The sequence below is a fragment of the Polaromonas sp. P4_F9 genome, from assembly GCF_056401235.1.
Map to the genome: position 1 here is coordinate 100,750 of NZ_JBFUJT010000015.1, position 12,851 is coordinate 113,600.

14 protein-coding genes are annotated in these 12,851 nt (G+C 63.7%); 9 read left to right on the forward strand and 5 right to left on the reverse strand.

What is annotated here, in order from left to right; translation table 11 throughout:
• Nucleotides 1-244: 244 nt before the first annotated feature.
• The gene (locus AC1DUB_RS14870; protein WP_477730146.1) at nucleotides 245-706 is read left to right on the forward strand and encodes a MarR family winged helix-turn-helix transcriptional regulator; all 462 of its coding nucleotides are present in this window, start codon (nucleotides 245-247) and stop codon (nucleotides 704-706) included.
• A 525-nt stretch (nucleotides 707-1,231) separates the two neighbouring features.
• On the forward strand, nucleotides 1,232-1,711 hold the full coding sequence (locus AC1DUB_RS14875) for a VOC family protein (RefSeq protein WP_477730147.1): 480 nt from the start codon (nucleotides 1,232-1,234) through the stop codon (nucleotides 1,709-1,711).
• Nucleotides 1,712-2,025: 314 nt separating this feature from the next.
• On the opposite strand, the gene AC1DUB_RS14880 is transcribed toward AC1DUB_RS14875, so the two are convergent.
• The 3 genes from AC1DUB_RS14880 to AC1DUB_RS14890 are packed head-to-tail and all read right to left on the reverse strand — an operon-like array spanning nucleotide 2,026 to nucleotide 4,561.
• A complete protein-coding gene (locus AC1DUB_RS14880) occupies nucleotides 2,026-2,592 on the reverse strand; it encodes a thiamine pyrophosphate-dependent enzyme (RefSeq protein WP_477730148.1) in 567 nt (188 codons plus the stop codon).
• Nucleotides 2,589-3,119, reverse strand: coding sequence for a thiamine pyrophosphate-binding protein (locus tag AC1DUB_RS14885; protein WP_477730149.1), 531 nt, complete (start codon nucleotides 3,117-3,119; stop codon nucleotides 2,589-2,591). Before AC1DUB_RS14885 ends, AC1DUB_RS14880 begins: the two co-directional genes overlap by 4 nt.
• Nucleotides 3,116-4,561, reverse strand: a complete 1,446-nt coding sequence (locus AC1DUB_RS14890) for an aldehyde dehydrogenase (RefSeq protein WP_477730150.1) — start codon at nucleotides 4,559-4,561, stop codon at nucleotides 3,116-3,118. Before AC1DUB_RS14890 ends, AC1DUB_RS14885 begins: the two co-directional genes overlap by 4 nt.
• Nucleotides 4,562-4,682: 121 nt before the next feature.
• Between AC1DUB_RS14890 and AC1DUB_RS14895 the strand changes: the two genes are divergently transcribed.
• From AC1DUB_RS14895 to AC1DUB_RS14925, 7 genes are all read left to right on the forward strand, one after another.
• Entirely contained in the window at nucleotides 4,683-5,510 is an 828-nt protein-coding gene (locus tag AC1DUB_RS14895; RefSeq protein ID WP_477730151.1) for an IclR family transcriptional regulator, read from the forward strand.
• Nucleotides 5,511-5,589: 79 nt separating this feature from the next.
• A complete protein-coding gene (locus AC1DUB_RS14900) occupies nucleotides 5,590-6,582 on the forward strand; it encodes a dipeptidase (protein WP_477730152.1) in 993 nt (330 codons plus the stop codon).
• Nucleotides 6,583-6,607: 25 nt separating this feature from the next.
• Nucleotides 6,608-7,354, forward strand: coding sequence for an RraA family protein (locus tag AC1DUB_RS14905; protein ID WP_477730153.1), 747 nt, complete (start codon nucleotides 6,608-6,610; stop codon nucleotides 7,352-7,354).
• Nucleotides 7,355-7,361: 7 nt separating this feature from the next.
• Nucleotides 7,362-8,342, forward strand: coding sequence for a Bug family tripartite tricarboxylate transporter substrate binding protein (locus AC1DUB_RS14910; protein ID WP_477730154.1), 981 nt, complete (start codon nucleotides 7,362-7,364; stop codon nucleotides 8,340-8,342).
• Between the two features lie 3 nt (nucleotides 8,343-8,345).
• Complete coding sequence (locus tag AC1DUB_RS14915) at nucleotides 8,346-9,167, forward strand: amidohydrolase family protein (RefSeq protein ID WP_477730155.1); 822 nt, start codon at nucleotides 8,346-8,348, stop codon at nucleotides 9,165-9,167.
• A complete protein-coding gene (locus tag AC1DUB_RS14920; RefSeq protein ID WP_477730156.1) occupies nucleotides 9,164-9,823 on the forward strand; it encodes a glutathione S-transferase family protein in 660 nt (219 codons plus the stop codon). The genes AC1DUB_RS14915 and AC1DUB_RS14920 overlap by 4 nt, the downstream gene beginning before the upstream one ends.
• A 31-nt stretch (nucleotides 9,824-9,854) precedes the next feature.
• Entirely contained in the window at nucleotides 9,855-10,028 is a 174-nt protein-coding gene (locus AC1DUB_RS14925) for a DUF1508 domain-containing protein (RefSeq protein WP_477730157.1), read from the forward strand.
• 80 nt (nucleotides 10,029-10,108) lie between these two features.
• Here the strand turns inward: AC1DUB_RS14925 and AC1DUB_RS14930 are convergent, their stop codons facing one another.
• Both AC1DUB_RS14930 and AC1DUB_RS14935 read right to left on the reverse strand, forming a co-directional pair.
• Entirely contained in the window at nucleotides 10,109-10,627 is a 519-nt protein-coding gene (locus tag AC1DUB_RS14930; protein WP_477730158.1) for a flavin reductase family protein, read from the reverse strand.
• A gap of 231 nt (nucleotides 10,628-10,858) precedes the next feature.
• On the reverse strand, nucleotides 10,859-12,673 hold the full coding sequence (locus tag AC1DUB_RS14935) for a sigma 54-interacting transcriptional regulator (protein WP_477730159.1): 1,815 nt from the start codon (nucleotides 12,671-12,673) through the stop codon (nucleotides 10,859-10,861).
• Nucleotides 12,674-12,851: the final 178 nt, after the last annotated feature.

Here is a 12,851-nt window from a genome sequence, read left to right on the forward strand (position 1 = left end):
CAGCTGACCTGGGGCGAAGTCAGCGCTTTGGTTCGATGCGAGTGTAACTCCAATTGGTTCCATATGGAACTAATGGCCGACATGGTGTTTTCCCTTATTCGGCGTTCATGGCGCCACCCTGTTTTCTCGGTTCCCCTGCATCGCCGGGCTTCGATTGGTACCATTTGCAACTTCCAGGGCAAGCCAGGCCTCCATCGATCCACATGACGCGTCCATCAAACAGACAATGACCAGCCACCAACCCTTGAGCGACATCCTCCATGGTGTTTCGATCCCCTATGCCTACAAGCTCGGGTACATGATCAACACCTACCGTGAGCCCTCGTTTCGCTCGATCGAGGCGAAGTACGGTTTGACCCGTCCGGAGATACTGTCGCTTATCTTTCTCCACTATAGAGACGGCATCTCGGCGTCGGATATATGCGACTTCTCGGGACACCTCAAGAACAACATTAGTCGGGCCATCACCGCGCTGGGGAACAAGGGGCTGATTCGCCGCGAGACCGACAAGGAGGATCAGCGTCGTCAGGTGATCTACATCACTGCCAGCGGCCGACGGATGCACAACAAGTTCATGCCGGGCCTGGTGGAACGCGAAAAGGCCATGATGGAGTGCCTGTCCAGCAGCGAGCGAGAGCAACTCAAGCACTTGCTGACCAAGCTCTGTGCACATGCGCCGACCTGGAGCGACGAGGAACACGTGTGAGAGGCGCCGGAAAAGGCGCGCTTGAGTGAGGGCGGGGCCTTTCGTTGTAGCGTTCGAGTCGCGGTTGTCGGATCGGTCTCTGTTTACGGAGCCTGTCCACCGATGCAGATGATGATCGGAACCTGCAAGCTTCTGTCGCGAATTGCACGTGTGTACACCTACATGAGACGCAAGCCCATGCGGTGAGCGAGCCGTGCGCCGCTCGGCCGCCGCTGGACGCTGGGGCGATTGAATGCAGGTCGGCTTGCGGTCGATAGTCCCGGCCCCTGGGTCTGCAGCAAGCTAAAAGACCATCTCCTGACCCAGCCATTCGAACAGCCGCTGCGGGTCGGTCTCCGTCGTTGGTACCGTGAAAGCGCGCGTCGGCCATGACTTTGATCCCATTTGCGGATACGATTTCACTTGATCGGCGCCATGGCGGACGATCGCGCATGCGCGCCACCCCATGGTAGGCAAGTTGCCGAAGTAGTCCGGCTGCCTGCGCGGCTTGAATGCACGTATCTGTCCCAACTTAGGAGAACCAAGATGGTCAGCAAGAACACGATTTGTCTCTGGTACGACGGCACCGCGTTGGACGCCGCGAAGTTCTACGCCGAGACGTTCCCGGACAGCGCGGTGGGAGCTGTCCTTCGCGCGCCTGGCGACTATCCCGCGGGCAAGCAGGGCGATGTCTTGACGGTCGAGTTCACGGTGATGGGCATCCCTTGTCTCGGCCTGAACGGGGGCCCGACGTTCAAGCACAGCGAGGCTTTCTCGTTCCAGGTTGCGACCGACAACCAGGCCGAAACGGACCGCTTGTGGAACGCGATTGTCGGAAACGGCGGCCAGGAAAGCGAATGCGGCTGGTGCAAGGACAGGTGGGGACTGTCGTGGCAGATCACGCCACGTGCCTTGACGGCCGCGATCGCCGATCCTGACCGAGCGGCGGCCAAGCGCGCGTTCGAAGCCATGATGGAGATGAGAAAGATCGACATCGCTGCGATCGAAGCGGCTCGGCGCGGCTGACGCTCCCGATGCCGGTCCAGCCCCCGTCGGCGCACCACGCTAGTGGACCGCAACGACTGAATCGAAGGCACGCTACACAGGGAAAGGTTCACTCTTTCTTTCCGTTGCAGTCCACCAGTTTCAGGTCCGCGGAAGAAGTGGCGGATGCCGGCGCCGAATCCGCTCGAAGCCGCCCGATCCGTGCGAAATGCCGACTCAACCACGCCGGAGATCATCAAGGATGATGGCGCGAACGCCCCGGCGGCGGCCATGAGAGTTTTTTCTTGAACACGCTGCGCCTCGCAATTCGGTGTGTTTGAAAAGGAAAGCCGCGCTCAACCCATTGCCAGTGCGGCCGCAAACTCATGGCGCGCCTTGGCGCTGTGAATGTGCTCGTAATCGGCAACCGGCGACACTTCGCCGGGCTCGAGATGGAGGTTCACGAAAACCGGCCCCTGCGCCTGCAGCACGCGCGGCATCGCCTGCCGGAAGTCCTCGAGCTGCGAGTACGACTCCGTCACGCGGTAGCCCGCGGACCTCGCCATGCCGGCAAAGTCCACTTGCGCCAGGCCGGGGATCGGGTGTCCGCCGTTGGCCTCGTAGCTGCCGTTCTGGCTGACGAAGTGCACCAGGTTGGGCGGCGCTGCAGCGGCAACCGTCACCAGGCTTCCCAGGTTCATGAGCAGGCTGCCGTCGCCGTCAAGCACCACGATGCGGCGGTGCGGGAGCGCGAGCGCCAGGCCCAGCGCATGCGATGAGGCCAGCCCCATCGCGCCGACGCTCACGTAGTTGAGTGGATGGGGGCGGATCGCAAGCCATTCGAACGCCGAGGTGTACGTGGACACCACGATGTCAGAGGGCAGCAGCTCGGCGAGTATCCGGAAGCAGGCGTCACGTTTCATGGTCGGGGCTCGGGTAACGGGCAACGGGTAATAAGGATCGCAACAGGCTCGCTCTCGCTGAAGGCGCGCTCGAGTGCAGGAGCAATTGCGGGGACGTCTCCATCCCAGGCGACGATCAGGTAGCGCAACCCCATGGCGTCCAGCAAGGGGACCATGTGGTTAACGCCATAGTTGCTCGACTTCGAGGGGTCTTCGGGCGAATCCGTGAACAGCATCCCGACCAGCATGCAGATAGGCTGGCGGTACTCCATCGCAATGGCCCGGATCGCATTCATCGATGCCAGGAAGCCCGTGTACTGGATCAGCATCGCGCCACGCAGGCCGGCCGTGGCCAGCCCGGCGCAGATGCCCACACCTTCCTCTTCGCGGCACGTGCGCACCAGCTTCAGCTCGGTATCACTCGCGAGGGGCCGGAGCACCCCCTCGGAGGTGGTGAGGTCCGGCACCGACACCACGTGCGAGATGCCGGCTTGCTTCAACGCCTCGATGATGCCGGCGCCGTGCAGTTGGGTTCCACTGGCGGTCATTGGAACTCCACCCAGACGCTCTTGGTCTGCAAAAACTCGCGCACCGCCTCGCGGCCGTTCTCCCGCCCGAAGCCCGACTTCTTGTAGCCGCCCAGCGGCGTCATGCTGCTCACGCCGCGGTAGGCGTTGACCCACACCGTGCCGGCCTGCAGCCGGTTGGACATGCGCAGGGCGCGCGAGATGTCGCGCGTCCAGACGCCTGCCGCCAGGCCGTACTCGCTGTCGTTGGCAAGCCGCAGTGCCTCGTCTTCCGATTCGAATCGCATGACGGCCAGCACGGGCCCGAAGACCTCCTCTTTCCAGACCCGCATCCACGGCTGCACGCCCGTGAAGATGGTGGGCGGCACGTACCAGCCTTGCTGCGCGGGGTCGGCGCCCGCGCCGTGGTCCAGGGCCGACTTGGCGCCCTCCTGGTGTGCCTGCTCGATGTGGCGCAGCACCGACTCGTACTGCGCCTGTGTACTCAGCGGTCCCATCGTCGTTTCCGGCCGCTCGGGCGAGCCGACCTTGAGGCCGCGTGCGGCAGCCAGCAGCCGCTGCATGAACTCGTCATGGACACCCTGCTGAAGCAACAGCCGTGAGCCGGCCACGCAGGATTGCCCGCTGGAGGAAAAGATTCCGGTCAGGGTTGTCGCGACTGCCTTGTCGAGATCGGCGTCGTCGAACACGATCACGGGCGACTTGCCGCCCAGCTCCATGACCACCGGCTTCAGGTGCCTGGCTGCGGTTTCGTACACGGCGCGCCCGCCGGCCTCCCCGCCCGTGAAGCTGACCTTCGCCACGCCGGGGTGCGCGATCAGCGGTTCACCGACTTCACCGCCGTAACCGGTGACCACATTCACCACACCGGCGGGAAAGCCCGCCTCCTCGACCAGCGAGCAGAAATGCAATGTCGACGCCGAGGCATGCTCCGAGGGCTTCACGATGACGGTGCAGCCGGCCGCCAGGGCGGGGGCGATCTTCCAGGAGGCGATCGCCAGCGGCGAGTTCCACGGCGCGATCGCCAGCACCACACCGACTGGCTCCAGCCGCGTGAAATTCAGCACCCCCGGCCTGTCCACAGGGATCACTTCGGATTCGATCTTGTCAGCGAGACCGGCGTAGTACAGCCAATGTTGCGGCAGGTAGGCGTATTGCTTTCTCAGCTCCGACAGCGGCTTGCCGTTGTCTCGCATGTCGAGGTTTGCCAGCAGGTCGGCGTCACGCGCGAGCAGGTCCGCGAGCCTGTGCAGGAGTGCGCCGCGCGCAGTCGCCGTCATACGCGGCCACTCGCCCTGCGTGAAGGCAGCGTGCGCCGCTTCAGCCGCGTCTTGCGCGTCCTCGCGGCACCCACGCGCCACCAGCGCCCACGCCTCGCCCGTGGCTGGGTCGATGGACTGGATCCATTCGCCCGAATGCGACTCGCGCCATGAGCCGCCTATGTACATAGAAAATCGTTTCATTGTCAGATTAACCTTTATTCCAATATGCGGAACAACCGTGCCTATACTTTATTAAATTGCTTTCTGTATTACAAAACTATTTATGGTTGTTCCGTATTTCGGACCTTTAGGAGAATGAGACATGACCACACAGACACTCGAACGCGCCATCGGGCTCATGCGCATCCTTGCGGCGGCAGGCCCCGAGGGCCGGCGGCTCGTGGACCTGCAGCGCGAGACGGGCCTGACCAAGCCCACGGTCCACCGCATCCTGGATTCGCTGAAGGACGAGGACTTCGTGGAGCAGGTGGAGGACTCGCGACGCTATCGCCTGGGCAAGGAACTTGCGGTGTTGGGTTGGTCGGCGGGCCGTACCGTCTACGACCTCAAGGAGCTTGCGAGCGAGGAGATGGCCGCCGTGGCGTCGAAGACCGGTGATACCAGCTTCCTGGCAATACGCTCCGGGCATGAGGCCGTCTGCATCGACAGGCAGACAGGACACTACCCGGTGAAGGCGTTCACCGTGGAGGTCGGCACGCGGCGCCCGCTGGGCATCGGTGCGACAGGGGTCGCTCTGCTGGCGGCCCTGGACCCCGAACAGGCCGAGCTCGCCAACGACGCGATCCGTACCCAGCTGTCCAGGTTCCCAAACGCCAGCCTGCGGCAGATTCGCGAAGCAGTTGCTCAGGCCCGCCGCGACGGATACGCCCTCAGCGAGGGGCTGATGCTCAAGGGCGTCAGCGGCCTTGCGGTGACGATCAGCGATGGGCAAGGCCATCCGATTGCCGCGATAGGTACCGCTGCCATCAGCGATCGCATGACAGGCAAGCGCATCCCCGAGATCGTCCGTATCCTCAAGATGCATGCCAACCGGATCGAGCAGCGCATAGCCGCCGCGGAAAACCGGGCTCGCTTCGGCGCCACGCGGGTGGTCAAGGCCTCCCGGGGCGGAACGGCCAAAAAAACATAGTCCGTATATTGGAACTAATTTCGCTCTGCTTGCGCACGGTATGGTCTGGATCAATGATTGACACACCAACAAGGTCCATTTGTTGGATCATTCATTCAGAAAGTCCACGCGCATCATGTTCAAGATCTTCGACCTGCTCAACGGCTCCCGGCTGACGAAGGAGTACGCGGAGGATTGCCTCGCCCACGGCGTCGAGGCCATCCATATCACGCTCAACAACTACCGCGGCATCAACCCTGTTCCCGACCTGCGGCAATCGCTTAACGAGCTGGCGGCCTACCGGGCCCATCTTCGTTCGCTTGCGGACGTCGTCCACCTTGTCGAGAATTTCGCTGACTTCGAGCTGGCCCGCGCCAAGCGCAAGCTGGCGGTGGTGATGGGCTACCAGAACGTGCCCGGCGTGGAACGCGACCTGGGCCAACTCGCCATCTTCCACGAGGCCGGCGTGCGCGTTGTACAGGTGGCTCACAACATCCGCAACCTCTACGGTGACGGCTGCGCGGAGCCGGCCGATGCCGGGCTCTCGCTCCTGGGGCGCGAACTGGTCGCCGCACTCAACGAGTTCGGCATGGTCATCGACCTCTCCCATGTCGGCGACCGAACGGGCCTCGACGTGCTCAAACTATCGAAGCAACCTGTGGCCGTAACGCACGCCAACGCGTTTACCGTGTGCCCGAACGTGCGCAACAAGAGCGACGCCTTGCTCGACGCCTTGAAGGTAAACGGGGGAGTGCTGGGCGTCACTTACCTGCCGCCGCTGGTAAGGATTCCCGGCGAGACGCCGGCCGCCTCGGATGTCGTGGCCCACATCGTCCACGCGGCGCAACGCATGGGATCGGCTCATGTCGGCATCGGCTCGGACTTCATCTCCGGGCAACCGGCCGAGCGCTACCAGGAGTTCATGCGCAAGCCCGAGGTGTACGGCACCTGGCCCTGGCGCTTTCCGGTGGACAGCCTGGCGCAGCAGCAGCACCTGCTGGAATCGCTCCTGCCGGCGGGCTTTTCCGCCGCCGAGGTCCAGGGCATCGCCCGGGACAACTTCATGCGCGTCTTCCGCGCGGTGATCTCCTGAAACCCACAACCCAGTGACTACTTCCATGAACAAGCAACCTCTTGGCAAAATTCCTCCGGCCGCCATCGAGCTCCTGGAGTTTCCGCGCTATTCACCGGACACGATCGAGGGCTTTCGGGCCCTGGAGGACCTGACCGGCACTGTGTCCGATGCGCTGGACGAATTGGGGATCGAAGGCGTGGTTCCGGGCTGCGTGCTGCAGCCCACCCTGCCTTCGGCCCGGATCGTCGGGCCGGCACTGACGCTGAGGAACATCGTGCAGCGCGACAGCTCCTTCAAGGGCGCCCGCGAAAGGGTTTCCAAGATGGCGGAGATCGAAGCGCACAACCTGGCGCAGCCCGGGGACGTCCTCGTCATCGAGGGCGTGGCCGGCATCTCCAACATGGGCGGCCTGTCGGCCAGCATCGGTCACCGCGAAGGCGAGGTGGGCGCCATCATCGACGGTGGCATCCGCGACGTGCAGCAGTCGCGCGACCTGCAATTCCCCGTGTGGTCGCGAGGGGCCAGCTCGGTCACCGGCAAGTGGCGGCTGGAGACCGTGGCCGTCAACGGCGTCGTCACCATCTGTGGCGTCCAGGTGCGTCCGGGCGACTTGGTCGTGGCTGACGAAGGGGCGATCTGCTTCATTCCACGCGATGCGGTGCCTGCTGTACTGAAGCGCGCGCGCGAGATCGGAGAAGGCGAAGCGAAGCGCTATGCCGACATCCGCGCCGGCGTGCCTGTGCCCGAACTGGCGCAGCGCACACATGTCTATAAGTTCAATCCCCAGTGAGGCAACCATGAAGCGACGCCTTTTCTCTTTCTCCCTTGCCCTTGCCCTCGGCCTGTGCTGCGCCAGCCTGCCGGTTGCCGCGCAACCGGCCTATCCGGCCAAACCCATCCGGCTGCTTGTTCCATCTACCGCCGGCGGCGGCATCGACCTGCTGGCGCGCATGTTCGCGCAGCGCCTGGCCGAGCAGATGGGCCAGCCGGTCGTGGTGGAGAACGTCGGGGGTGCCGGCGGCACGATCGCCGCGGGCATCGTTGCGCGCGCCGAGCCCGACGGCTACACGCTGATCTTTCAGGCGACCACTGCGGCGGTGAACGCCGCCGCGCTCCCCAAGCTGCCCTACGATCCCATCAAGGCCTTCGCACCGGTCAGCCTCGCGGCCCGCTTTCCCCTGGTGCTGGTGGTCAATCCGAAACTGCCGGCCAAGGACTTGCCGGCATTGGTGGATCTGCTTCGGAAGAACCCGGGCAAGTACAGCTTCGGTTCGGCCGGTGTCGGCACTGGAACGCACCTGGCGGCCGAGTGGCTGAAGGTGCGCGCCGGCCTCGACATCCTGCACATCCCGTACAAGGGCACCAGCGCGGTGATGCTGGACCTCCTGTCGGGCAGCGTGGACATGCTGTTCGACGGCCTGCCGCCGCAGCTGGGCAACATCCGCAGCGGAAAAGTCAGGGTGCTCGCGGTCAGCACGGCCACCCGCTCCGCCCTGCTGCCGGATGTGCCGGCCATGGGCGAGGTGGTCGCCGGGTTCGACATGCCGTTCTGGACCGGCATCTTCGCGCCCGCCAAAACACCGTGCGCGATCGTCGAAAAGCTTGCCGCGGAGACCCGCAAGGCAGCGACGTCGCCGCAGTTGGCCGAGCGCCTGCGGGACTTCGGCGCGGAAGGCGTCGGTTCCACTCCGGCTGAATTCGACGTCTACTGGAAGCAGCAGGTCGCCCTGTACGGCAAGGTGATCAAGGACGCACACATCAATATCGAGGCGAATTGATCCATGACCACATCGCCAGAACTGCCGATCGTCGACACGCATGCCCACGTCTTCACCGAGACGATGCCGCTGGCGGCTGACGCATGGAGAAAAGTCAGCCGTGCAAGGCCGGTTTCCGAGTTCCTGGGTACCCTCGATGCGCACCACGTGCCCTTCGGCGTCATCGCTGCGGCCAGCATGTTCGGTGATTACAACGAATACACGCTGGCCGCGCTGCGCCAGCACTCGAGGCTTCGCGCAACCGTGATCGTCCCGCCGACGATCGACCCCTACGTCCTGCGTGAAATGAAAAACGACGGGGTCGTCGGCGTGCGCTGGGTCTGGTTCATGCAAAAGGACTTGCCCGACCTGAAGTCGCCCGAGTACCGGAAGTTCCTGGCCCACCTGGCGGACCTCGATCTGCATGTCGAGTTGCTGCTCGGCGGCGACCGACTGGGACCCGTGCTCGCCGATCTCGATCAATCCGGCGTAAAAGTCGTCGTCGATCACTTCGGCTTTCCCGATCCTCAACTGGGCACCGACTGTCCTGCCTTCCAGGCCGCGATGCGTGCCTTGGAGAACGGCCGCACATGGGTCAAGCTCGCAGCCTGGCACCGACTGGGCGATCAGGGCCACGCTCTGTCGCAGCGGCTGCTCGCCGCAGCGGGCACCCAGCGGCTCGTGTGGGGCAGCGACTGGCCTTTTGTCGCGGCGCACGAGCAATACAGTTACCAGGATGCCATCGACTCCTTCATCGCCGCCGTGCCCGATGCCGCCGCGCGACGCGAAATATCCGAAACCGCGCTCCGACTCTATTTCTGGGGCAGAGAAACCTCCACACCATGATCAAGCTGTACTACACCCCCGCATCCCATTTCGTCCGCAAGTGCCTGGTGACCATCAAGGAGCTGGGCCTGGAAGACCGATTCGAAATCGTCCCGACCACCTGGCCGCACAACTGGGGCACGGAAACGACGCCTTATCGCGAGGACTTCGTGGATGCCTCGCCGATTGCGCGCATTCCCGCCATCATCACGGAGGACGGCCTCCGCCTGAGCGACTCCTCGACCATCTGCGAGTACCTCAACGATGAGCTGGGGAACTTCAAGCTTTGCCCGCAGTCAGGCCGCGAGCGCTGGGAAATCCTCTCATTGGTCTCGATCGCGAGCAACGGCGTGATGGAAGCCCAGGTGCTGCGGCGCGCCGAGATGCTGCGCAAACGCGAGGGCTCGCCCAACCCGCAGGAATTCTCCCTGGGCTTCGTGCGCAAGATGATGGACCGTCAGGACCGGTGCTACCGCTACCTCGACAGCATCTGCGAGAACTTCCGGCCGGAACCGGATCTTGGACAGATCGCGGTGGCCTGCGGCTGCGCCACTTCCGACTTCCGCTTTCCCGAAGACGACTGGCGCAACCTGGCACCCCGGCTTGCAAAGTGGTACGACCGCTTCCGAGAACGCCCGTCGATGCGCCAGACCGAGCAAGGCGAGACCCCGCGCTGAGCCACCTAAATTCAAGAAACAAGGATCTCTCATGTACTACGTGTTCTTCCACGAACAAAGCTCCAACCTCTGGCGCTGGACCCTCTATGGCGAGGACAACCGCAAGATGGCCGAGAGCGTCGAGAAGCATTACAACAAGGCCGACTGCCTGGCCGCCATTGAGAAGGTGAAACACTCGGCGCAGGCGCCCGTGCGCGAGCGTTGAGCGGGCAAGCGCGTCTATCCGGGCTTGCTGACGTTCCCATGCAACAGCGGCACCTTCATTGAAGGGCTGTCAGCGCTGGTTCACAAAGGGTGTTCGGTGTAGAACCTGCCGCCGTGAAACAGCAGCGGCGCTGCGCCGGCGCGATGGCTGCAGCGCTCCACTTCGCCGACGAAGATCACGTGGTCGCCTTCCTCGTAGCGGCTGCGGTTGAAGCATTCGAAGGTGGCGGCCGCGCCGTTGAGCAGGGGAGAGCCGCTCGCGCCTTCGGTGAACAGCACGTCCGCCCAGCGGTCTTCGCGCCGGCTGGCAAAGCGCTCGGCCAGCGCTTTCTGGTCCGCCGCCAGGATGTTGATGGCGTAGTGCGATCCGGCGCTCAGCGCAGCCATGGAGCCCGCTGCCTGCGCCAGGCTCCAGAGGACCAGGGGCGGGTTGAGCGACACCGAATTGAAGGAGTTGGCCGTCAGGCCGACCAGCACGCCGGCCGGCGTGCGCGCGGTGACGATGGTGACCCCGGTGGCAAACATGGCCAGCGAGGCCCGGAACTCTCGTTGGGAAAAGCTGGGACTGCTCGCTTTGCGCGGAATGGAAGGGGTCGGCATAGACGGGTAATTTAACTGAAGCGCTTGAAGCGTACCGGCCACAGGCTTGGCGGCCCTCCCGCCTGGGTGCGATCAGGCCGGTCTGTGCCGGCGTCTGGGTCTGGATGCATGCGTACCCCGCTGGACGCCGAAATGCGACAGATGTGGCTGGACCTGTTGCGCTGGATGGGTGAGCGGGTGGGGGCCGAAGCTGGCGGGAAAGCCTGAAACCTCAAGGCGAGTGTGTGCGAATCAAAGGAGGCGATGCTTTCTTGCGCGGTAGGCCAGCTTCGCCCGCGTGGTGTTGAGCAGCCGCGCTGCGGCGGACAGATTCCCCTGGGATGTGGAAATCGCCCGCAAGAGCGTGTCGCGCTCGGTCTGGTCCAGAGACTGCGGAGCCTGCGCCGTGCTTGACGGTGTGGCTATCGCCAGGGCTTGTGCGCAGCCTGCAGGCTCTGCGAAGTTTAAAGTTGCGGAGCTTCCCTTCAGCCGCAGCGTCATGATGTCGGTGCTCAGGGTTTCACCGCTGGTGAACAGGTGGTGCACATCGATCAGCCCTTCCATGTCGGCCATGATCACAGCGCGTTCGATCAGGTTTTGCAGTTCGCGGATGTTGCCTGGAAAGGCATAGTTCAGCAGGGACCGAACCGCTGCCTGCGTGTACCCGCCCGTGTTGCAGCCGTGCTTGCGCCGGTAGTGGTTCAGAAAGTGGTTCATCAACAGGGGAATGTCATCACGCCGTTCGCGCAAGGGCGGCAGGTGAATGGGGAAGACATTGAGCCGAAAGAACAAATCCTCGCGAAACGTTCCCTCCAGCACGGCTTGACGCAGCGCTTCATTGGTAGCCGCCACGACGCGCACATCCACTGCAATGCTGCGCGTGCCTCCCACGCGTTCGACCTCGCCCTCCTGCAAGGCGCGCAGCAGCTTGCCTTGGGCGACGTAGCTCAGCGAGCCAATCTCGTCCAGAAACAGGGTGCCGCCGCTGGCTCTCTCAAAGCGGCCTGGCCGCGAGTGGCTGGCCCCGGTGTACGCCCCGCGTTCCACACCGAACAGCTCGGACTCGATCAGGGTTTCCGGGATGGCTGCGCAGTTCACCGCCACAAAGGGCCGGTCCTTGCGCGGGCTGATCTTGTGCAGCATGTGGGCAAATTTTTCCTTGCCCACGCCGGACTCGCCGGTAAACAGCACGGTGGCCGAGGTACGCGCCACGCGGCTCAACTGGTGGCAGGCGGCGTTGAAGGCCGAGGAGGCACCGACCATCGCATCGCCGGCGGAGGCCTCGACCTGGGGCAGTTCGGCGGCGCTGGGGGCTGGGCGGGCGTAGGCTGCGGTATCGACAAACTCCCTGACGTTGAGGTAGCGCATGTCTTCCGCGATATCGTCCCACTGGTCGGCCGATTTGCCTATCACCTGGCAATGCGCTTCGCCCATGGAGCGACACTGTGTTTCCCGGAAAACGACCAGATGGCCGAACAATGTGCTGACATAGCCCGTGGCATAGCCCACCTGCATCCAGCAGGCGGGTGAGCCGCCAATCCCGTAGGCGGCGATGTGTTCATCGTCTTCGCTGGAGTTGTGCCACAGGAATTCGCCTTCATAGCTGCCCGTTTCGGGCCTGTACGAGGCCCGCACAACCTCGACCTTCACCACCCCCTCCAGCGCATGCAGGCGCGTACCCGCGAGGGCGATGGCCGACGGGTCTGCATCGGGCCACTGCCGCCGCACCAGTTGGGCATCGCGGGCGCCGCTGACATAGCCCGCACGGGTGAACAGTCCGCGGGCCTGCTCCAGCCCCAGGCTGTCAATCATTTCGCGCCGCAGGGAGCCCAGGGCTTCGGTGTGCAGCAAGACCATGCGCTGGTCTTGCAGCCAGATGCGTCCGTCGCCCGGAGAAAAAAACAGGCATTCACTGATGTCGGCAATGTTGGGGTGGGCATCGCCGCCCATGTGGGCACTGGCAAATCCGCCCAGGGCTTTGGCCACCAATGCGCTGTCGAAGTTGCCAAGGGTCGTGCCGGTGGCCCGGGCCACGTCGGCCAGGGAGATGCGCGAAGTGTTGCCCATGGTTTGTTTTTTACTTTGATCAATTGCGCAAATGTAGTTCACATTTATAACCATTTGATCAAAAAATAGAACAGGGATTTCCCTTTGCTGCGCCGCAGTAATTTGACTTGGGGTATGTCCCTAGTTCCCCTCTGGAAAAGGCCCCAATGCGGGGCGGCAGGCGGTTGCGATGGTGGGT